Origin of the sequence: Cupriavidus sp. D39 (assembly GCF_026627925.1) — a bacterium.
Taxonomy (GTDB): Bacteria; Pseudomonadota; Gammaproteobacteria; order Burkholderiales; family Burkholderiaceae; genus Cupriavidus; species Cupriavidus ulmosensis.
Genome location: NZ_JAPNLE010000009.1, coordinates 4,452,457 through 4,472,339, shown reverse-complemented (window position 1 = coordinate 4,472,339; position 19,883 = coordinate 4,452,457). Strand labels below are relative to the sequence as shown.

Annotated in this window: 27 protein-coding genes and 2 pseudogenes; 13 read left to right on the top strand and 16 right to left on the bottom strand. The window is 64.0% G+C overall.

The window, feature by feature from the left end; all coding sequences use genetic code 11:
- Positions 1-33 precede the first annotated feature (33 nt).
- A complete protein-coding gene (gene hisN / locus OMK73_RS32945; RefSeq protein ID WP_267605686.1) occupies positions 34-825 on the bottom strand; it encodes a histidinol-phosphatase in 792 nt (263 codons plus the stop codon).
- A gap of 405 nt (positions 826-1,230) precedes the next feature.
- Between hisN and OMK73_RS32940 the strand changes: the two genes are divergently transcribed.
- The 5 genes and pseudogenes from OMK73_RS32940 (at position 1,231) to OMK73_RS32920 (ending at position 5,193) form a co-directional block, all read left to right on the top strand.
- On the top strand, positions 1,231-1,869 hold the full coding sequence (locus OMK73_RS32940; RefSeq protein WP_267605685.1) for a cytochrome b/b6 domain-containing protein: 639 nt from the start codon (positions 1,231-1,233) through the stop codon (positions 1,867-1,869).
- A gap of 65 nt (positions 1,870-1,934) precedes the next feature.
- Positions 1,935-2,708: a molybdopterin-dependent oxidoreductase gene (locus OMK73_RS32935; RefSeq protein WP_267605684.1), complete on the top strand. Its 774-nt coding sequence runs from the start codon at positions 1,935-1,937 to the stop codon at positions 2,706-2,708.
- Between the two features lie 61 nt (positions 2,709-2,769).
- Positions 2,770-3,042, top strand: coding sequence for a pentapeptide MXKDX repeat protein (locus tag OMK73_RS32930; protein WP_267605683.1), 273 nt, complete (start codon positions 2,770-2,772; stop codon positions 3,040-3,042).
- Positions 3,043-3,423: 381 nt separating this feature from the next.
- Positions 3,424-4,925 (top strand): annotated as a pseudogene (locus OMK73_RS32925) (tripartite tricarboxylate transporter permease).
- 121 nt (positions 4,926-5,046) lie between these two features.
- Positions 5,047-5,193 (top strand): hypothetical protein, encoded by a 147-nt coding sequence (locus OMK73_RS32920; RefSeq protein ID WP_267605682.1) that lies wholly within the window; start codon positions 5,047-5,049, stop codon positions 5,191-5,193.
- Positions 5,194-5,267: 74 nt separating this feature from the next.
- Here the strand turns inward: OMK73_RS32920 and OMK73_RS32915 are convergent, their stop codons facing one another.
- Together OMK73_RS32915 and OMK73_RS32910 are read right to left on the bottom strand one after the other, a co-directional pair.
- Positions 5,268-5,489 carry a hypothetical protein gene (locus tag OMK73_RS32915; protein ID WP_043344159.1) on the bottom strand — a complete coding sequence of 74 codons (222 nt, stop codon included), beginning with the start codon at positions 5,487-5,489 and terminating at the stop codon, positions 5,268-5,270.
- Positions 5,490-5,705: 216 nt separating this feature from the next.
- Positions 5,706-5,843: a hypothetical protein gene (locus OMK73_RS32910; protein WP_267605681.1), complete on the bottom strand. Its 138-nt coding sequence runs from the start codon at positions 5,841-5,843 to the stop codon at positions 5,706-5,708.
- 225 nt (positions 5,844-6,068) lie between these two features.
- Between OMK73_RS32910 and OMK73_RS32905 the strand changes: the two genes are divergently transcribed.
- Together OMK73_RS32905 and OMK73_RS32900 are read left to right on the top strand one after the other, a co-directional pair.
- On the top strand, positions 6,069-6,338 hold the full coding sequence (locus OMK73_RS32905) for a GTP cyclohydrolase (protein ID WP_267605680.1): 270 nt from the start codon (positions 6,069-6,071) through the stop codon (positions 6,336-6,338).
- 110 nt (positions 6,339-6,448) lie between these two features.
- Positions 6,449-6,691, top strand: a complete 243-nt coding sequence (locus tag OMK73_RS32900) for a hypothetical protein (protein WP_267605679.1) — start codon at positions 6,449-6,451, stop codon at positions 6,689-6,691.
- A gap of 27 nt (positions 6,692-6,718) precedes the next feature.
- Here OMK73_RS32900 and OMK73_RS32895 read toward each other — a convergent pair whose 3' ends face one another.
- Positions 6,719-6,919, bottom strand: coding sequence for a hypothetical protein (locus OMK73_RS32895; protein WP_267605678.1), 201 nt, complete (start codon positions 6,917-6,919; stop codon positions 6,719-6,721).
- 501 nt (positions 6,920-7,420) lie between these two features.
- On the opposite strand from OMK73_RS32895, the gene OMK73_RS32890 reads away from it, so the two are divergent.
- From OMK73_RS32890 to OMK73_RS32880, 3 genes are all read left to right on the top strand, one after another.
- Positions 7,421-7,714 carry an isochorismatase gene (locus OMK73_RS32890; RefSeq protein ID WP_324291792.1) on the top strand — a complete coding sequence of 98 codons (294 nt, stop codon included), beginning with the start codon at positions 7,421-7,423 and terminating at the stop codon, positions 7,712-7,714.
- Positions 7,715-7,788: 74 nt separating this feature from the next.
- Positions 7,789-8,010 (top strand): translation initiation factor IF-1, encoded by a 222-nt coding sequence (infA, locus tag OMK73_RS32885; RefSeq protein WP_006157957.1) that lies wholly within the window; start codon positions 7,789-7,791, stop codon positions 8,008-8,010.
- A gap of 78 nt (positions 8,011-8,088) precedes the next feature.
- Positions 8,089-8,343 carry a translation initiation factor 1 gene (locus tag OMK73_RS32880; RefSeq protein WP_267605677.1) on the top strand — a complete coding sequence of 85 codons (255 nt, stop codon included), beginning with the start codon at positions 8,089-8,091 and terminating at the stop codon, positions 8,341-8,343.
- A 65-nt stretch (positions 8,344-8,408) separates the two neighbouring features.
- Here OMK73_RS32880 and OMK73_RS32875 read toward each other — a convergent pair whose 3' ends face one another.
- The 7 genes from OMK73_RS32875 to OMK73_RS32850 form a co-directional block, all read right to left on the bottom strand.
- The gene (locus OMK73_RS32875) at positions 8,409-8,783 is read right to left on the bottom strand and encodes a hypothetical protein (protein ID WP_267605676.1); all 375 of its coding nucleotides are present in this window, start codon (positions 8,781-8,783) and stop codon (positions 8,409-8,411) included.
- Positions 8,784-8,994: 211 nt separating this feature from the next.
- Positions 8,995-9,279: a hypothetical protein gene (locus tag OMK73_RS32870; RefSeq protein ID WP_267605675.1), complete on the bottom strand. Its 285-nt coding sequence runs from the start codon at positions 9,277-9,279 to the stop codon at positions 8,995-8,997.
- 95 nt (positions 9,280-9,374) lie between these two features.
- Complete coding sequence (locus OMK73_RS32865) at positions 9,375-9,698, bottom strand: hypothetical protein (RefSeq protein WP_267605674.1); 324 nt, start codon at positions 9,696-9,698, stop codon at positions 9,375-9,377.
- Positions 9,699-9,890: 192 nt separating this feature from the next.
- Positions 9,891-10,175 carry a hypothetical protein gene (locus OMK73_RS32860; RefSeq protein ID WP_267605673.1) on the bottom strand — a complete coding sequence of 95 codons (285 nt, stop codon included), beginning with the start codon at positions 10,173-10,175 and terminating at the stop codon, positions 9,891-9,893.
- Positions 10,176-10,236: 61 nt separating this feature from the next.
- Positions 10,237-10,605, bottom strand: a complete 369-nt coding sequence (locus tag OMK73_RS39485; protein WP_420715622.1) for a hypothetical protein — start codon at positions 10,603-10,605, stop codon at positions 10,237-10,239.
- A gap of 50 nt (positions 10,606-10,655) precedes the next feature.
- On the bottom strand, positions 10,656-11,105 hold the full coding sequence (locus OMK73_RS39480; protein ID WP_420715621.1) for a hypothetical protein: 450 nt from the start codon (positions 11,103-11,105) through the stop codon (positions 10,656-10,658).
- Positions 11,106-11,271: 166 nt separating this feature from the next.
- Complete coding sequence (locus tag OMK73_RS32850) at positions 11,272-11,475, bottom strand: cold-shock protein (RefSeq protein ID WP_006157950.1); 204 nt, start codon at positions 11,473-11,475, stop codon at positions 11,272-11,274.
- A 333-nt stretch (positions 11,476-11,808) separates the two neighbouring features.
- On the opposite strand from OMK73_RS32850, the gene OMK73_RS32845 reads away from it, so the two are divergent.
- Positions 11,809-12,048, top strand: a complete 240-nt coding sequence (locus OMK73_RS32845) for a hypothetical protein (RefSeq protein ID WP_267605672.1) — start codon at positions 11,809-11,811, stop codon at positions 12,046-12,048.
- Between the two features lie 186 nt (positions 12,049-12,234).
- A complete protein-coding gene (locus OMK73_RS32840; protein ID WP_267605671.1) occupies positions 12,235-13,113 on the top strand; it encodes a lipid A biosynthesis lauroyl acyltransferase in 879 nt (292 codons plus the stop codon).
- Positions 13,114-13,151: 38 nt separating this feature from the next.
- Here the strand turns inward: OMK73_RS32840 and OMK73_RS32835 are convergent, their stop codons facing one another.
- Both OMK73_RS32835 and OMK73_RS32830 read right to left on the bottom strand, forming a co-directional pair.
- Positions 13,152-13,346, bottom strand: a complete 195-nt coding sequence (locus OMK73_RS32835) for a hypothetical protein (RefSeq protein ID WP_043419220.1) — start codon at positions 13,344-13,346, stop codon at positions 13,152-13,154.
- Between the two features lie 91 nt (positions 13,347-13,437).
- A complete protein-coding gene (locus OMK73_RS32830) occupies positions 13,438-13,845 on the bottom strand; it encodes a hypothetical protein (RefSeq protein ID WP_267605670.1) in 408 nt (135 codons plus the stop codon).
- Between the two features lie 217 nt (positions 13,846-14,062).
- Here OMK73_RS32830 and ligD point away from each other — a divergent pair.
- Positions 14,063-16,655: pseudogene (ligD, locus tag OMK73_RS32825) on the top strand (DNA ligase D).
- Positions 16,656-16,783: 128 nt separating this feature from the next.
- On the opposite strand, the gene OMK73_RS32820 reads toward ligD, so the two are convergent.
- From OMK73_RS32820 to OMK73_RS32810, 3 genes are read right to left on the bottom strand one after another with little or no spacing between them, the layout of a single operon-like run.
- Entirely contained in the window at positions 16,784-17,818 is a 1,035-nt protein-coding gene (locus OMK73_RS32820) for an alpha/beta fold hydrolase (protein WP_267605669.1), read from the bottom strand.
- A 38-nt stretch (positions 17,819-17,856) separates the two neighbouring features.
- Positions 17,857-18,840, bottom strand: coding sequence for a glutathione S-transferase family protein (locus OMK73_RS32815; RefSeq protein WP_267605668.1), 984 nt, complete (start codon positions 18,838-18,840; stop codon positions 17,857-17,859).
- Positions 18,841-18,876: 36 nt separating this feature from the next.
- On the bottom strand, positions 18,877-19,848 hold the full coding sequence (locus tag OMK73_RS32810; RefSeq protein WP_267605667.1) for an alpha/beta fold hydrolase: 972 nt from the start codon (positions 19,846-19,848) through the stop codon (positions 18,877-18,879).
- Positions 19,849-19,883 lie beyond the last annotated feature (35 nt).

The following is a 19,883-nucleotide window of genomic DNA, read 5'->3' as shown; positions in this document are numbered from 1 at the left end:
AAGCCCGGCAGGCGCCCCGAGCCACAGGAGTGCTCAATCAGGCGCATTCAGCAGCGCGAGGATTTGCTGGTGCAGCCGCGGGTCACCACAGGCAACGACTGTGCCACCCTGCTGCGCATCGCCGCCGGTCCAACTGGTCATGACGCCGCCGGCGCCTTGCACGATGGGAATCAGCGCCTGCACGTCGTATGCCTTCAGGCCAGCCTCGACCACGGCATCCACATGGCCCGCGGCGACCATGCAGTAGGCATAGCAATCACCGCCGTAGCGCTGCATGCGAGCGGCGTCCGCCACGCGGCGGAAGGCGGCGAACTGCGCCGCATCCTCGAACATCTCCGGCGTGGTGCACATCAGCTTGGCCTGCGCCAGGTCGGCGCACGGCCGCGTGCGCAGGGGCTGGCCGTTGAGCCATGCCTGGCTGCCATCGCCGCTGAACCGCTCGCGCGTGAACGGCTGGTCCATGATGCCGATCACCGGACGCTGGCCGTCATTGAGCGCGATCAGCGTGCCCCAGAGCGGCAGCCCCGTAATAAAGGCACGGGTGCCGTCGATGGGGTCGAGCACCCAGGTCAGCGGCGAGCTGCCGGCCACGCGGTCTTCTTCCTCGCCAAGGATGCCGTGCTCCGGGTATTTCGCCAGGATCAGGTCGCGCATGGCGCGCTCGGCGGCCTTGTCGGCCGCGGTGACCGGGTCGAAGCGCCGGCCGCCCTTGTCCTCTACCGCCGGGGCGCTGCGAAAGTACGGCAGGCTGGCGTTGCCGGCCGCCTGCGCCAGGCCTGCGGCGAAGTCCATGTATTCGGTGAGCTGCTCGGCGGTCAGTGGCATGCGGAGATCCTGGGGTCCGTGGAGGGTGTCGGGGCGATGGCGGTTTGCGATTGCGTTGCGATTACGGGCGGGCCGGGCTGCAGGCTCCAGCGCGGTGGAGCAGCGCTGTCCGCGCAGCCCGCCAGCATTGTAGCGGGCCGTGGGAAGCGGGTATCGATTGCCTTTGGCGTCTCGCGGGCGGAGTGCTAATGTCAAGAGTGCGGGTAGCCGTCCATGCGTCGCCCAACAGTCCGTACCTTCTTTCGCCGAGCTCGCCGAGTGACGCCGGGGATACCCGTTGCCGACGTGCCCGCGTGCCACAAAAAATTTCCGTCCCGCGTGTAAGTTCGTGCCACCACCGTCGACAAAGGCACATAAACCGTTGCAGCCGCACCTGCGGGCGCCACGGGACATTGGAGAACAACGGTGGACACAGCCTCCCAGCTATCGCGGACCGCGCACGGCCGCCGCGGACATTCGTCCGCCACCATCCAGCCGGCGTGGGTGCGCATCACCCATTGGCTTAACGCCATCGCCGTCATCATCATGATGATGAGCGGCTGGCGCATCTATAACGCGTCGCCGCTGTTCGGGCTGCATTTCCCCAAGGCCATCACGCTCGGCGGATGGCTGGGTGGCGCGCTGCAGTGGCACTTCGCCGCCATGTGGCTGCTGGTCGCCAACGGGCTGTTCTACCTGTTGATGAACGCCATCACCGGGCGGTTCCGCCGCCGCTTCCTGCCGCTGTCGGTGCCCGCCGCGCTGCGCGATATCGCCGCGGCGCTGCGCGGCCGGCTGGCGCACCCGGACCTGGCCGAATACAACGCGGCCCAGAAAGCCATGTATCTGGGCGTGGTGGTGATCATCGTGCTCACGGTGGTGTCCGGCCTGGCGATCTGGAAGTCGGTGCAGTTCCCGCTGCTGCGCGACCTGATGGGCGGCTACGACGCGGCGCGCTGGGTCCATTTCGTGTGCATGAGCGCCATCGTGCTGTTCACCGTCGTGCATGTGGCCATGGTGGCGCTGGTACCGCGCACCTTGCTGATCATGCTGCGCGGCCGCTGAACGCCTGCCCGCCCCGAACCCAGAGAAGCCAGAGAGGCCAGGAACCCGCCTCGCGGAGAATCGCCATGAACAAACGCAAACCCATCGTCACGCTCGACCGTCGTCTGATCCTGCGCGATGCCGTGCGCGAACTCGATATGCCCTCGCGCCGCCTGTTCGCCAAGCGCGTCGTCACGCTGGGCGGGCTGTCGATGCTGACGGGCTGCAGCCTGACCGACGATGCCTCGGTGGAACGCTTCCTTTCCGCGGTATCGCGCTTCAACGATCGCGTGCAAGGCTGGCTGTTCGACCCCAGCCGGCTCGCGCCTACCTATGACGAATCCCGCATGACAAGGCCGTTCCCGTTCAATGCCTTCTACGGCGAAGACGAGGTGCCCGAGGTCGACGCAAAGGATTTCCGCCTGGAAGTGGGCGGCCTGGTGGCACGCAAGGCATCCTGGACGCTCGACGAGCTCTACGCGCTGCCGCAGACCTCGCAGGTCACGCGCCATATCTGCGTGGAAGGCTGGAGCGCCATCGGCAAGTGGGGCGGCACGCCCTTCTCCGAGTTCCTGCATCGCGTGGGTGCCGACACCAGCGCGAAGTATGTGGGCTTTCGCTGCGCCGACGACTACTTCACCAGCATCGACATGCCCACCGCGCTGCACCCGCAGACGCTGCTGACCTTTACCTACGACGGGGAAACGCTGCCGCCCAAGTACGGCTTTCCCATGAAGCTGCGCATGCCGACCAAGCTTGGCTACAAGAACCCCAAGCACATCATGGCGCTGTACGTCACCAACACGTATCCCGGCGGTTACTGGGAAGACCAGGGATACAACTGGTTCGGCGGATCCTGATCCGCTTGAAATTGGCCGGCATGGTGCCGGCTTGCACACTGACCACCCCAAGGAGATCTTCATGAACAAACTTTTCACAGCCACACTGCTCTCGACCACGATGCTGTTCGCCGGTCATGCCTTTGCCCAGGACGCCATGAAGAAGGATGCCATGAGCAGTGACAGCAGCATGGCCAAGGACACCATGAGCAAGGACTCGATGAGCAAGGACAAGATGAGCAAGAGCCACGACAAGATGGGCAAGGACAAAATGGGCAAGGACAGCATGAGCAAGGACGCCATGAGCAAGGACACGATGGGCAAGGACGCCATGGGCAAGGATACGAAGCAGTGAGCATTGCGCCCGTTCGCCTGCCAGGCTAGCGGCAGGCCATGTGAAAACGCCCCGGTTTTCGCCGGGGCGTTGGCTTTTCAGGCCCGAGGAATCTCCGGCGTCACTCAAACGTATCGGGACATACCCGCAGCGGCCGTCGCTGAAAGGCGGATGAAAGCACCCGCGCCTACTGTGCTGGGTAAGCCATTGGGGTGCGCCTAAGCGCGCGCGCCTGCTGTCGATGACGATCTGTGGCGGAAACCAGCGTGGCATCGCGCCGCGCCAGCTTCCTCCGATTCGCGCGCAATTCCGTAAAAAATACCGCGCGTAGCCTGGTCCGCCGTACCTGCCTTCCGGCAGATGCGCGGCCCGGGTTTCACTGCAGGCGAGGGAGACAGCCTCATGGAACTATTCGAACACCTGGCCCTTGGGTTCTCCACGGCGCTGACACTGCAGAACGTTGGATACTGCTTTCTCGGCTGCGTGCTGGGAACGCTGATCGGCGTGCTGCCCGGCATCGGGCCGCTGGCGACCATCGCCATGCTGCTGCCGGTGACCTACACGCTGCCGCCGGTGGCCGCGCTGATCATGCTGGCCGGCATTTACTACGGCGCCCAGTACGGTGGCTCCACCACCGCCATCCTGGTCAACCTGCCGGGTGAATCGTCGTCGGTGGTGACCACCATCGATGGCTACCAGATGGCGCGGCGAGGGCGAGCGGGGTGGCGCTGGCCACCGCCGGCCTGGGCTCCTTCTTTGCCGGCTGCGTGGCAACCTTGATCCTGGCCGCGTTTGCCACGCCGCTGTCGGAACTGGCATTCAAGTTTGGGCCCGCCGAATATTTCTCGCTGATGTGCCTGGGCCTGATCGGCGCCGTGGTGCTGGCTTCGGGCTCGCTGCCCAAGGCGGTTGCCATGATCGTGCTGGGGCTGCTGCTGGGCCTGATCGGCACCGACGTGAACTCGGGCGCCGCGCGCTTCTCCTTCGATGTGCCGGAACTGACCGACGGCGTCGACTTCGTCGCGCTGGCCATGGGCATGTTCGGCTTTGCCGAGATCATCGCAAACCTCGAGCAGAAGGAACATCGCGAGACCTTCACCGATCACGTTAGCAACCTGTGGCCCTCCAAGGCTGACTTCAAGCGCATGGCGCCAGCAGTGCTGCGCGGTACCGCGCTCGGCTCCATCCTCGGTATCCTGCCCGGCGGCGGTGCGGCGCTCGCGTCCTTCGCGGCCTACTCGCTGGAGAAGAAGACTTCCAAGTACTCGCATGAATTCGGCAAGGGCGCCATCGAGGGCGTGGCAGGCCCGGAATCGGCCAACAACGCCGCGGCGCAGACCTCCTTCATCCCGCTGCTCACGCTGGGCATTCCGCCCAACGCCGTGATGGCGCTGATGGTGGGCGCGATGACCATCCACAACATCCAGCCGGGCCCGCAGGTCATGACCAGCAACCCCGCGCTGTTCTGGGGCCTGATCGCCTCGATGTGGATCGGCAACCTGATGCTGATCATCCTGAACCTGCCGCTGATCGGGATCTGGGTCAAGCTGCTGCAGGTGCCCTACCGCTTCCTGTACCCGGCCATCCTGGTGTTCTGCTGCATCGGCGTGTTCTCGGTCAACAACCAGACCTTCGACGTCTTTACCGCGGCTGGCTTCGGTGTGATCGGCTACCTGTTCATCAAGCTCAAGTGCGAGCCGGCGCCGCTGCTGCTGGGCTTTGTGCTGGGGCCAATGATGGAAGAGAACTTCCGCCGCGCGCTCTTGCTGTCGCGGGGGACGTTCACCGTATTCCTGACCCGTCCGCTGTCGCTCGGCCTGCTGATTGCCGCGGCGCTGCTGGTCTGCATCGTTGCCCTGCCGTCGATCAAAGCCAAGCGCGAGGAAGCGTTCCAGGAGGAATGACACTGGCATGGCAACGCCGCCGCAGGCGCCTCATCGGTAACAGCGTTAGGGAATGGGCCTGCATCAGCCTACACTAGGGGAGTGCCGGTCCGGCACGCACGGACATCGATGGGGGTATTGAATGCATTACAGTCCCAGGCAGCCTGGTCAGCAAAAGGCGCCGACCACACCCTGGAAGACACACTTCCAGCAACCCGGCGAGAAACGCCATACCTCCCAGCCCGGTCAGTTCGACCCGCAAGCCGCGCAGCCCGCCGACAAGAAATAGCGTGACAAAGAGCGTGACAAAGCCCGTGCCGCAATGGCCACGGGCTTTTTACTTGATGGCGGGTGGTTTGCTTGCTAGGCCACGCTGCGCGCCTCCGCGCGGTCGTGGCCGGCCCAGGTCAAGCGCCACCCGGAGGTAGCGGTCTTGGCGACCAGGCCCGAATCCTGAAGCAGAAGTAAATGGTGGCTGAGCTTGGATGCATCGGCATTGCCCAGCGCCTTGGCGAGCTGGAGATCCGTCATCATCGCCTGGCTGTCGGCGCGCAGTGCCGTCAGCACGCGGTCCGCGAAGGACATGTCACGCCTCATCTTGCACTCCCGGTGTCTCGAACGCCCCGGCGGCAGCTTGTCACCGCCACCGCATCGGGTGAACGTCAGGGGCCAAACGGGCGCGCGCCGGTAGCGGCGGCACCCCGGGCTTCTTGCTGCAAAGCAAGATGGCACGGTCCGGCCTGACGTTCCGTCTCAGTTGCACTTCAGTTGCGCATTAGTTGCGCTTTATTCGCGTCTTGATTACTTCTTCTTGCCTGCAGTGCCATCATTGCCGACGCGCGACTGGACCGCACCGAACGGTGCTGCAGGCGCAACCGGCTTCTTGGGTTGCTTGGGCTTCTTGGTTTCGCGATTGCCGCGTAATTGACCTTTGGCCATGGTGTGTCTCCACGAGTGGGTTACTGCATTGCGTGCCAGGCGGCAGATCCAGCATACCCGCTTACTCCCGCGTTCAGGGAAATATCGCGCGCGAGGCGCCTGTGCTTTACCGAAGCGGGAAAAACGCCATCGGCCGGCGGGTTATAGCCACCTGCCCTTGCGCCACCAAGTAAATCGGACGCCACCAGGCAAACAGCGTATGCTCGTTGAAGAAAGGAGATCAACATGTCTCAAAATCATGCGATCTACAAGGGGTTCAAGGTTTCGGCCAATGTACGCCGCTCGTTCGACGAAAGCCCCAGTGCCGAACTCGCACGGGCGAGCTTTCTCGCCACCGTGACCATCACGCAGGTCAGCGGCGACAGCGGTTCGCTCAGGCTGGTGCCACCCTTGCTCGAGCATGTCGCGCACACGCCGCACGATGCCATCGACCTGGCCGTGTCCTATGCCAGGACCGTCATCGACGACATGTCCACCTTCGTCAAGCGCAAGTAGTCCCGCCCCCTCGATTCGCCCGGAATTGCAGTCCATCGCGCGGCCGCCCTGACCGGCCTGGCCGCAGCCACGCCCAGCAAGACTTCCCCACGAAAAAACAGGAGACGACCATGGACCGACAAATCAAGAACAAGGCAGAACTGCGCGCAATGATTCGCGCCGAGCAGCAGAAGTTCGAGGAATGCAGCGGCGCCTGTTTTGGCGACATTTGCTGGCATGCGCCGGACGCAGGCGGCTGCAACTGGAACCTGTCCACCATGGAAGGCGGCGACAGCGCCGCGTGCATCGAGAAGATCCGACCGTTCACGGTCTCGATGCAGGCGCAGTACAACATTCCCGACGAGGGCAAGTAAGGCGACCAGGCGCCAGATGCCACTTGGCTAGTGCCCCAGGCGCTCGATCCGGGCCTTGGCGTTCTCCAGGGCATCCTTCATGGCCAGCTCGCGCGAGCTGAACGCGTTGCCCTGGTTTTCAAAACGGCCGTGCGTATCCAGTGTATAGACCCAGTTCCATTGGCCGAAGGTGCGCTGCGTCAGCTCGAAGTTGACGTAGTGGCCCTGATAGAAAAAACTCTCCGGCATCGATCACCTCGCTCAGTTGCGGCCTGCCCGGCATCGGGCACCGGCTTTTCGCGGGATACGACAGGTAGCGCCGCGCCACACCGGCGCCACGAGGGGCGCCTATGCGCAACGCTATGTCTATCGTACGCCCAAATCCGCGGGCGAGCGCCGATTGACGGAAAATGGTATCATTGCCAGTCTTGGCCGTTCGCCGACTTCCTTCTAGTCGGCCCAAACGTGCCGGCTGCCAGACATCATCAAAAAATATCAACGGCGGCCTGTCGGGCGTACACCCGATTCGTTCAGGGCGACAACCGCCCATCACCCTCCCGACCCGGCGGCATGTCCGCTCCGCAACCTGTGCGCATGTACCTGGCGCATCAGCCTGCGCAAGCACGGTCCACTCATCACCAGCTACCTTTCTCGCGCAAACGCGCGGGACCTGACGTTGCTGGGCAAGCTCAAACACGGCGACCGATCGCCAGAAGAGAGCACGCGGCGCACCACGAGATGCGCTCAACGTTGCCTCAGATCGTCCGCCCGCATAAGGGCAACACCTTGAATCAAAGCATCATTCGCACCAATAGCACCAATAGCACCACTCGCGTCAATCCGTACACCGTGTCGGTGTACCCAATACAACAAGAGCCAGGCGTGTGGTTTGCGACCTACCTGATCGCCGAATACAAGAACGGCTCCGAATGCATCGTCGCCAACGTCTCGATGCGCCATGCCACGCATGGCACCGAAGCCCTGGCTAAACAGGCCGCCCGACGCGCGGCCGAGAGCGTCGCTGCCGATATGCGCCTGCAATAAGCCGGCCACACGAAAAGCAACCCGCATGCGTCTCAACCTACTGTGCAGCAGGTCTTGCTGCAAAAGGATCATCCTTGGCTAAAGAAGAACTAGTGGAATTTGGTGGACAAGTATCGGAAGTACTGCCGGACAACCGTTTTCGCGTCATCCTGGAAAATGGCTTCCAGGTGTGGGCCTATTCGTCAGGGCGCCTGAAGAAGAACCGCATTCGTATCCTGGCCGGCGATCGCGTCACGCTGGAAATGTCGCCCTACGACCTGACCAAGGGCCGGATCAACTATCGCCACAAGTATTGATACTGCTAGGCGATACGCCGCCGCGCCGTCAAGCTGTTGACCCGCGGCCCCTCCCACCCTCTAACGAAAGGAAGAATCATGTCGATCAGCGAAGAATGGGAAGAGATGCACCTGACGCCAGGCGGCTGGGTAGGCGGAAGCTATCGCCACGTGCCGGGACCGGCAGTCACGGTGGAGCGCCCCGCGGATGAAGTGCTTACCGTGCGCAGGCATGTAGCCGCAACCTATTGCGGCCCGTCGCGCGCCACGGAAGACAGGACGCCGCAAACCGAAGACATGGCATTGATCGAATCGCTGCTGGCCCGCTTCGGCAGCCCGGCATTCGGCGTCTAGTCCGGACCAGCACTACCCTCCCGGGCGCTTTGCGCGCCCGTGCCAGTGCCAGGAAAAGCGCTGGCTCAGCCAGGAAACCGCATGCGCGGCATGCTGGCGCCAACGCGAGAGCCAACCGGGCGCAACTCGCCCTCGAAAGGCTGCGCCCCCAGGTCCAGCACGTAGTCTCCTTCGCCGGCCTTGTCATAGAGGTTGTCACGAATCGCTTGCCCGATCGCGAGCCGGCACAACGCCTCGAAGCTGTCGACCATTTCGCCCGTCAAGGCCGCCTCCTTGGCCTGAACCCCGAATGAACGCCTGCCGTCACCGACGAAACTGGTGAAGCGCACGCCCGTCGGATGGCTGGAGTCGAGAAAGCTGACGGCTACGTGGTAGGCGATGCCCTTGCCTTGTCCCGGTAGCGTGCAGAGGAAGTTGGATGGTGTTGCAACCTTGTTCATGACGTATGCGCTTGCGGGCCGGCGCAACTGCGCACGGCAGGTTTTGACAGGTAGACCGGCAGGGCGGGCATTGCACGGCGCGGTCCCGTTTCCTCTTGCTTCCCGTTGCCTGGCAGCTGCCAGGCCGGCCCTACGGTACCAGCCGACACGCCAGCATAACGGCAAGCGCGGGCAACGCCGCGCTCCTGCGCCAGATTCTGCCGGCGCAGCGTTACAGCGTAGCCACAGATTCCCCGGGAATCAGTCCGTTAATAATATCTTCACCGAACTTCACGGCACCCCTGCGCGCCGTGCCGATATTCTCCCATGGTGTGCTTTCCAGGCGGAATACGCGAGTGCGTTCGCTGCCGGGCCGATGGCCCTCACGGCAGATCACCACGGATGCATTGAAGCTGCGATCCGGCTTGGTCCTCGGCCAGGATTGCGCGGGCTGGATCTTGTATACCAGCGGATAAAGGTCGAATCCCTTGTAGCTGGCGGAAGGCGTTGTGTTCATGTAGTGCTCCAGGCGGCTGGATGCCGCAGCTGGCCTTGTGCCGGTTCGCTTGCAATGGCCAATGCCGAGGCCCAATGCGCCAGCACGCGGGCAAGCTAGGGAGCCATCAGGCGATCGACGACGATCACGATCGCGTTCCCTGGATTGTCCTGCTTGCAATGGACGCCAAGGCGTGCGCGCAGATACCGGTCAAGGCTGCGTTGTAGTTGATATAAGGCGCTTTGGTCCGCGTTGCTTAACTGCTCCGCGACGTCCTGCGCCATCTCGATTTCAAGCGTCCTGGCTGACCAGGTAAGGCTCCTGGCATCAGGGATCTGCCAGTTTGCAGTCACCACGCGTTGCCCTGTCGGCCAGATCCTGACATCCTGCCCGGTAATCTCGTCAAGGACCGGCTTCACGAAGGCAACGAGATCTAGCATGACGCCGCACCGGCGAACGACCGGCGCACCGTCGGTCCGATGGACAAGCAGGACATCCCGGGGATCTCGTCAACTGGCGACGATGTAGCGGTGGCTGGCAGCTTGGCCAAGCCAGGGACAGGCGAGGACATGACAGGCGCGCCTGCGTCATCCTCGTGCAACGACGGACATTGCCGCATATCGCTTCAGGCGTCAGAGCGATACGACGGATTGCCCGGGAATCGCGCCGTTGATAATGTCCTCGGCATAACGAACGACACCACGGCGCGCAGCGCCGACATTGTCCCACGGCACGGTATCGAGGCGGAACGTACGGGCCTGCTCGCCCTCGGGCTCGCCACCTTCGCGGCAGATCACAACGGCGGCATCGAAGGTCCGGTCCGGCCTGCGTTCCGGCCAGTTGCGCACCACCGCATGCTTGTAGACGAGAGGGTATAAGTCGAACCCTTTGTAGCTGGCAATCGGATTGACGTCCATGATGCACTCCACAGTTCCACTGAGTCCCACTCTACTCCTATTGGGAGCAGCCCCATGACCTTTATTTTGGCCGAGCGGGCGGGACTGGCGCGGGAACAGGCGCGGGAGGAGCAGCAGCCGCAGCAGCAGCTGAAGGCGTGGCCGCAGCATTGCCAACGGCGGCGGTGGCAGCAGCGGCACTGGTGGCAGTGGCAGTGGCACTGGCACTGGCGGTGGCAGTGGCACTTGCACTTGTAGCGCCAGGCGCGGTCCGCGCGGGCTTTGCCGCCGCGGGATCGGTCAGGGTCAGCAGCATGTCCGCATACCAGGCCGAGTTCAGCCCAAGCACTTCGTCCTCTGCCAGGTCGCGCGAGCCGACGTCGAAGCGGGCGGAGTGAATGCCGAGCAGCATCCACGGGAGGTCCAGCTTGTCGCCCCGGCCGTCGCGCATGCGCGAGACCACGAGCGCGCCGCTGGTGCCGCGATGGGTCCTGGCATCGGTCAGGAAAACCCCTGGCCCTGGAAACGCAATCCGTAGGAGGAAGCGATCACGGCCTGGCGCGCAACCGGCAAATGATGGAGCGCGTCATGAAAACCCAGCGGAAATCCAACGATCAACAGGGAGTCGCCCACCTCGACGCGGTCGGAAGGCTGCGCCAGATGCTCCGGCGTGAATGCCCGATAGAGCAGCGTGGGCGGCAACGCCTTGCGCTCGAGTTCCACCACAGCGACATCGACCGGGCCACCACCGTCCTCGCCTTCATGCCAGACCGCAAGCCCGTCACGGTATAGCGGAATCGAAAAGCCGATCGAGTCGGCCATGTTTTCCGGCTGGCTGTGCAGTTCGATCTCGATACGGTCCGGGTGGTGCTTGCTTGGCTCGTCGAACACCACATGGCGACTGGTCACCACGAAGAGCCGGCCGTCGCGCTCGAAAAAATCCGCTCGCATTGGTCAGCGGCTGCTGGCCCTCGAACGACGAGACCCGGACGGCGGCAAGAAGGATGGATTCGACCATAGGCATGATGTTTTGGCGCTTGCGCACCGCGATGATTCCCGGTCGGTAAAAAAGCCCCGCTAAGCGGGGCTTTCTTCTAGGCGATTCGAATCGGCTCGATTAGATCGGCTCGATCTTGGTCGCTGCGGGGCCCTTTTGGCCAACGCCTGCGACGTAACGCACTTTCTGGCCTTCTTGCAGCGACTTGAAACCGCCGCCTTGAATTTCCGAGAAATGCGCGAACAGGTCGTTGCCGCCTGCGTCAGGGGTGATGAAGCCGAAGCCCTTGGAGTCGTTGAACCACTTGACGGTACCGGTTTCCATGCTGGATATCCTTTAAACCTTAAAAGTTCTGGATGAGCCTGATGCTCACCAGGCATGACGATCAAGGAAGGAACATGGAGCAAACGAATCGCCGCTTGGAGGGGACGATCCATAACATCGGAGTAACCGCTTGAAAGATCCTGCACCAACATTTATACAGGGCTGGGACAGGCATGTCAACTTGCCGAAGAGAAAAGTGCCCCATCGGTTGCAGGCGCGGCCTTTTTCCCGCCTCGGGCGCCCCCGCGTGCGTGAACAGACACAAGCTGGCGGCGGCGGTTTATGGCAGCATCAACGTGCTACAGTTACCCACCTTCCGCCGCCGGATTCCGCATGTCGCCTTGCCCAGCCTGCCTCGCCATCGACACCAACCGTGGTGGCTCGCCAGGCCATGCGTTGCTCAGGATTACTGACACGCAACGCATCAAGGTGCCGCGCCGCCCTGCGATGACGGTTAGTACCTTTGTATGCCAGGCCTGCGGCACCGGCTGGATCTACCGCGACGGGAAGAACGTCGATGCGCAGGGCTGGCAACTAGCGCCGCAGCAGGCGCCGGTCCCGGACCTTCAATGATGCAGCCACGCGCCCGCATCGACGCGGCGCCATAGCACCACACCAACAAGGCGGGCCCGACAGGCCCCGCAAGCCCACCAGCTGGCAATCACCACCACTGCCGCGTCATTCACGCGAGACAGCGCACGCCCGCGCCACCTGGCAAAGGCGGCGCATCGCGCCACGCGGCAACCCTTCAGGAACAGGATGATCCAGCGTATTGGACTATTTTTCACCATCAGCCTGCTGCGTTTGCTCGCCGCCTTACCCTATAGCGTGTGCGCCCGTGTCGGCATGGGCCTGGGCGCCCTGCTCTATCGCATTCCAAGCCGGCGCCGCAGCGTCGTGCAGACCAACCTGCGGCTTTGCTTTCCCGACAGGAGCGAAGCGCATCGCCATGCCCTGGGCCAGGCGCATTTCAGCCACGTGATCCGAAGCTACCTGGAACGCGGCGTGCAATGGTATGGCGACGCCGGCCAGCTGAATGACCTGGTTGAACTGGACTCCGCCATCGAACTCGGCAATGCCGAGGCCGGCCCGACCATCTTCCTGGGATTCCATTTCGTGGCGATCGAGGCCGGCTGCATGTTCTACTCGATCAAGCATCCGGTGGCCTCGCTCTACACGAAGATGTCGAACCCGTTGCTGGAACAGCTCGCCAAGCAGCAGCGCGGCAGGTTCGGCACGGAGATGATCCCGCGCAATGGCAGCGTGCGCCAGGCCTTGCGCGCGCTCAAGTCGGGCATGCCGCTGATGCTCGCGGCGGACATGGATTTTGGCTTGCGCGATTCGGTATTCGTGCCGTTTTTCAACGTCCCCGCTTGCACGCTCACTTCGGTGTCGCGCCTGGCCGCGCTCAGCGGCGCACGCGTCGTGCCCTTCACGACCTCTGTCCTGCCTGGCTACCGCGGCTACAAGCTGAAGATATTCGATGCGCTGACGGGCTACCCCTCCGGCGACGAGAAGGTCGACGCGCTGCGCATGAACGAGTTCCTGGAGCAGCAGGTCCGCACCATGCCGGAGCAATACTACTGGGTGCATCGCCGCTTCAAGCACCGCCCCGAGGGCGAGGCGCCTGTCTACTGAATACCTGGGGCGGCACGAGCGCGCCGCCCGCGTTCCCTTCAGTCTTCGTAACCGTCCAGGCCTACGCGATAGAGCGTGGCCCCCACCTTCTCCAGCAGCGCACGCGCTGCGTCGGAAAACGGCTCGCTGGCAAGCAGCGCGGCCAGGCCGGCCACGGCATCGTCCACCGATAGCTCCACCGTGTCGTCGTTGGCGATGCGCTCGAAGGTGCTGATCACTACTGTCGGATCCATCCAGATTCCCCTGCAAAAGTCGAACTCTGCCGCCCGGGCCTGATGCCCAGGCTGGCAAGCTGCGCGCATGGTAGCACCATGGCGCGGCCTGTCAGCGCTTTGGGGGCAAGGCGCGCAACCGGCGATTCACTTCCAGCAGCGTGTCGCAATCGTCGCTTCGGTTGCCGGTGCGCTCCCGGATATAGGCGGTGATGGCCTGCAGTGGACGCTTGCGTTCTTTGCATGTCGCCAGCGAAGGGTGAGCACAAGGCACTTCCACCTCCTTGACCAGGCTATCGCGCACGATGGCGAGCAGATCACCGCACTGCGCCACATCGGCCGCAGATGCAGCCTCCGCCTCCTCGGCAAAGGCATGATCTGCCGGCACGCCGAACGTGACGGCTGCGAGCACGACAAGATGCAGGCAAGAACGTCTCCCGGGCGCGAGCCTTTCGTCCGCGGCGGAACTAGCGAGAACAGTGGCGATAGCACTGCATTTTTTACAAAACGCGGCCCGCATGGGTCGGAGAAAGTGCAAGATGGAGTGTTCTTGTTCGGTAACGACAGGCAGGGATCTGGCGGCGGCAACCGCCAGCGCGTGAGTGACACCGGCAAAGCGGCCTTGCCCTGTCCCTCATGCAGGATTCATTCCCTTGGCCGCCACCCTGCCGGTTCGCCGGGCACGATTTCTGCCACCCATTGCGCACAGCGCGGCCATTCGCGCCAAGGTGCCCAAGATGCCGAATCCGCTGGAAAAGTACCACCAGAAACGCGACTTTGCCGTCACCGCGGAGCCCCAGGGCGCACGGGGCGGGCGTGCCGGCAAACTATCGTTCGTCGTGCAAAAGCACGCCGCCCGGCGCCTGCACTATGACTTCCGCCTGGAACTCGACGGCACCCTGAAAAGCTGGGCGGTACCCAAGGGCCCAAGCCTGGACCCGTCCGACAAACGCATGGCCATCGAGGTAGAGGATCACCCGCTCAACTACGGATCCTTCGAGGGCGTGATTCCACCAGGGCAGTATGGCGCCGGTACGGTCATCGTGTGGGACCGGGGCACCTGGGCACCACTCGGCGACCCGCATGCCGGCTATCGGGACGGCAAGCTCAAGTTCGTCCTGGATGGCGAAAAGCTCCACGGGCAATGGACGCTGGTGCGCATGCATGGCAGGCAGGACCAGGATGCGAACAAGCCAGCGTGGCTGCTGATCAAGGAGCGCGATGACGAGGCGCGCGCCGCCTCGTCGTTCGACATCGTGGAAGCGTTGCCCGACAGTGTGCTTTCCGGCAAGCGCAAACCGGACGCAAAGCCGGCCGGCAAGGCAACGCGGAAATCCGCGCGCAAAGCTGGCATCGAAGCACCCGACAGCATGCCTCCCGCCGCCAAGGCCGCCGACCTGCCGCTGATGCTGGCGCCGCAACTGGCAACCCTGGCCGACAAGGCGCCGGCGGACGATGGCGGATGGCTGTACGAGGTCAAGTTCGACGGCTACCGCCTGCTCGCGCGCATCGACGGCGAGGAGATCCGCCTGTTCTGCGCGCAGCGGCCACGACTGGACGGCCAGGCTGCGCGGGTTGGCCAAGGCCGTCGGTGCACTTGGCCTGCGCACCGGCTGGCTCGATGGCGAGATCGTGATGATCGACAAACAAGGCAGGACAGATTTCCAGGCATTGCAGAATGCATTTGAAAGCGCGAAGGTGGATGCGGTCCGGTACTTCCTGTTCGACCTGCCGTACTGCAACGGCTTCGACCTGCGCAAGGTGCCACTGTCGGCGCGCCGGGACATACTGCGGCGCGTGCTGACGGACAAGCCATCCGATTCCCTGCACTTTAGCGAGAGCTCCGAAGCCAGCGGCTCCGAGCTCTTGTCGGCAGCATGCAAGCTCGGGCTTGAAGGCGTCATCGGCAAGCGCGCCGATGCGCCCTACGTGTCCACGCGCGCGCACTCCTGGATCAAGCTGAAATGCACACAGCGCCAGGAGTTCGTGGTGGTTGGCTACACCGATCCGGCGGGTTCCCGCCAGGGCATCGGCGCGTTGCTGCTCGGCGTGCATGATGAGAGCGGGCAGCTGCGCTATGCCGGCAAGGTCGGGACAGGATTCGACACCGACACGCTATCGACCCTGCAGCGCAAGCTCGATGCCCTGGGGCAAGAGGCCTCGCCGCTGCAGGCAGGCGTCGCGGGCAAGCCGACGGGCCAGACGCAATCGCACTGGGTGAAGCCCAAGCTCGTGGCCGAGGTTTCGTTCGGCGGCTGGACGCAGGAAGGACGCGTGCGCCATGCGGTATTCCACGGCCTGCGCACGGACAAGGCGCCCGCGGCGATCTCGGTGGAGCGCGCGGTTCAGCTAGAGCCGCAGGGCAAGGCTGCAGCACGCGCCGCCACGACGGCCAAAGCCGTCAAGGACACCAAAGCCAAAGAAGCAAAATCGAAACCAAGGACAACCGCCGCATCGGGCGTGCGCATCAGCCATGCCGAACGCGTCATCGATGACTCGACCGGACTGACCAAGGGCGACCTGGTTGCATACTACGAGGCCATCGCGGCGCTGCTGCTGCCGCATTTGCGCGGACGGCCCGTGGCGCTGGTGCGCGGGCCCAGCGGCATCGGCGGCGAGCTGTTCTTCCAGAAACACGCAGACGCCCTGCGCATGCCCGGCATCAATACGCTCGATCCGGCGCTCTGGCCTGAGCATCCCCTTTTGCTCGAGATCGCCACGCAAGCGGGCATCGTCGCGGCGGCCCAGTTCAACGTAATCGAGTTCCATACCTGGAATGCCAACAAGCGCAGGCTTGCCAAACCGGACCGGGTGGTGTTCGACCTCGACCCCGGCGAAGGCGTGCCATGGGATCACGTGCGCGAAGGCGCCGCGATGATGAAGGCCGTGCTCGACGAACTGGACCTGCGCAGCTTCCTGAAAACCAGCGGCGGCAAGGGCTTGCACGTGGTGGTGCCGATCTCGCCGCGTCACGACTGGGAGGTCGTCAAGGCATTCGCCAAACAGCTGGTGACGCATATGGCCAAGACCGTTCCCACGCGCTTCGTGGCCAAGAGCGGGCCGCGCAACCGCGTCGGCAAGACGTATGTCGACTATCTGCGCAATGGCTTCGGCGCCACCACGGTGGCCGCGTTCTCTGCGCGGGCGCGGCCCGGGCTGGGGGTTTCCGTACCGTTGGCGTGGGCGGAACTGGACGCCATCACATCCGGCGCCCAGTGGACCGTCACCAGCCTCCACGAACGGATCGGCAAGCAGACGGCGGATCCCTGGGCGGACTACGCCACCACCCGGCAAACGCTCACGGAGCCGATCAAGGTGTTGATGCCCTGAGCGCCACGTTAGCCACGTTGAACAGGGAGGCAACCTGTCCCGCTTCCTCAGGCAAGGCCCGATCTCGTTTGGCGTGGTGAATGGCGATACGGCTTCTGACGCCTGCCAGCGCCCGCACGGTGCGCGCGTCACCGGCTCGCGGGCAATGCGGCCAGCCCGTCGAGCAGCGCGTTGTGGAACGCCTTTGGATCCTGCATCTGCGGCGCGTGGCCCAGCTCCGCAAACTCCACCAACCTGGCGTTGGGCAGCGCCTTCAAGGTACGCTGCGCCAGCACCGGATAGTTGCCGACTTTCGCGCGGATCTCCGGCGGTGCCGCGTCCTTGGCGATGGCCGTAGTGTCCTTGTCGCCGATCAGCAGCAAGGTCGGCGTCTTGAGCGCGCCCAACTCATACACGACCGGCTGCGTGAAGATCATGTCGTAGATCAGCGCGGAGTTCCAGGCCACCTGCTGCTTGCCCGGGCCGCGGTTCATGCCCGCCAGCATCTGCACCCAGGGCTCGTACTCGGGGCGCCACGTGCCGACATAGTAGGTGGCCTGTTCGTAGCTGCGGATCTTGTCGGCGTTGGTGGCGAGCTCACGGGCATACCATTGATCGACCGACAAGGACGGCACGCCCAACGCCTTCCAGTCCTCCAGGCCGATCGGGTTGACGAGCGCGAGCTGCGCGGTTTGCTGCGGGTACATCAACGCATAGCGCATCGCCAGCATGCCGCCCGTCGAATGCCCGATCACCGTTGCCTCATTGACGCCGATCGATGCCAGCAACGCGTGCGTGTTGCGCGCCAGTTGCTGGAAGCTGTACTGGTAGCGCACCGGCTTGCTGGATTTGCAAAAGCCGATCTGGTCCGGCGCAATGACGCGATACCCGGCCGTGCTGAGCACCTTGATCGTGTCCGCCCAGGTCGCCGCGCAGAAGTTCTTTCCATGCAGCAAGACCGCGGTGCGGCCGTTGGCGCGCTCCGGCTTGATATCCATGTAAGCCATGTGCATCGCTTCGCCCTGCGAGGTGAATGCGAACTGCTGGACCGGCGCCGGATAGTCGAAGCCTTGCAGCTCGGGGCCATACGCGGGGCCATCGTCAGCGGCAGCCAGCGCGACGGGCGCTGTGGCAACCGCTGCCACTGTGAGCAAGGCAAGCAGGAATTGGCGATGAAACTTCATGACAGTGGTCTCGGCTAGCAAAGAAAAAGAAGGCGGCCTCACGCCGCCAGCCGCGCGCGCTCGGGCGGCGCGGCAAAGTCTAGCACCGGCCCCGCCGGCACCACGCCGCTCGGATTGATCGAGCGGTGGCTTTCATAGTAGTGCCGCTTGATGTGGTCGATATCGACCGTCGCCGCGATCCCCGGCAACTGGTAGATGTCGCGCGTAAAGCCTGACAGGTTCGCATAATCGGCGATGCGCCGCAGGTTGCACTTGAAGTGCCCCACATAGACCGCGTCAAAGCGCACCAGCGTCGTGAACAGGCGGATGTCGGCCTCGGTGAGCTGGTCGCCCAGCAGGAAGCGGCGCGTGGCGAGCCGCGCCTCCAGCCAGTCGAGCGTATCGAACAACGGCGTCAGCGCCTCTTCATACGCGCCCTGCGTGGTGGCAAAGCCCGCTTTGTAGACACCGTTGTTGAGCGTGTCGTACACCCGCGCGTTGACCTCGTCGATTTCCGCGCGCAGCGCGGCCGGATAGTAGTCGCCCGCCTTGGCGCCGATCCCATCGAAGGCGGTATTGAACATGCGGATGATCTCCGACGACTCGTTGCTGACGATGGTTCCCCGCTGCTTGTCCCACAGCACGGGCACGGTGACGCGCCCGGTGTAGTCGGGATCGGCTGCGGTGTAGACCTGGTGCAGGAGTCGCGCGCCGTTGACCGTGTCCGGCACCACGCCCGGGCCTTCGGCGAAAGTCCAGCCTTCGCCAAGCATCAGCCAGTGCACCGTGGAGACGCTGATCATCCCCTCCAGCCCCTTGAGCGTGCGCATGATTAGCGTGCGGTGCGCCCAGGGGCACGCCAGGCTCACGTATAGGTGATAGCGTCCGGCCTCCGCCTTGAAGCCACCGGCGCCGCTCGGGCCGGCGGCGCCATCGGGCGTCACCCAGTTGCGAAAGGCGGCGTCCTTGCGAACGAAGCGGCCGCCGGTGGATGCCGTGTCGTACCAGCGGTCTTGCCATTTTCCGTTGACGAGCAGTCCCATGTCGATACTCCTTTTGATGCGGTGAGGTACGCGCTCTTAGTCGGCGCCAACAGGTTGCGACGGCGCGTTAATGAAATGCACGATAGCCGGAATGGTCTGCCCCGGCGCTTCTTCCATCAGCCAGTGCCCCGAGCCCTTGACGATCACGCCTTGCACATTGGTGGCGACGAGGCGCGCCTGGTCGATCAGGAAATTGCCCGAGGCCTTCTCGCCCGCCAGCACCAGCATGGGCATCGGCAGCGGGTGCTTTGCCAGTGCCGCGAAGTCTTCGGCATCCTGCGGGAACGCACGGAAGAACTCGAATCCCGCACGCATCCGGCCCGGCCTGGCGTAGTTGGCTGCATAAAGCTGGCGGGCGGCTTGCGGCACCGAATGCCTGGGGTCGGCGGCGAAGTCGTTCCAGAAGTGCTCAAAGTAGGTACGCTCGCGGCCCCGCACCAGCTTTTCGGGCGTGTCGCCATAGAAGTTGAAGTGCCACTTGTCGCGCAGCAGCCAGACCTTTTGCCAGTCGCCCACGCCGGGCAGGAACGCGTCCATCAGCGTGACGCTTTCCACTTCGTCCGGGTATTGCGCGGCGTAGGCGTAGGCCACCATCAGGCCGATATCGTGGCCGACGATATTGATCTTGCGGTAGCCGAGTGCCTGGACCAGGGCGTGAATGTCCTGCGCCATGGTCTTCTTGTCGTAGCCCGACTGCGTAATCGCCGACCCGCCCGCGCCGCGCAGGTCCGGCGCGATGACGACGCGCTGGTCGCCAAGCCGCGCCATGAGCGGCAGCCACATATGGCTGGATTCCGCGTAGCCGTGCAACAGCACGACCGGCGTGCCGCTGCCGCGCCCGGACTGCAGATAGTGCAGGTCGATGCCGTTGGCGTTGATCGTGTGCTGCTGGACTGCTGCGGCGCCGACAGGTTCTGCGGCATGGGCGAGCGGCGCGAGCGCGCCGACCAAGCCAGACATAAGCAATGCGGCGCCGGCGTACCGTGCCATTCGGTGGATGAGGGCCATGACTTTTCTCCGGTGACTGTGCCATGGCAGGACGA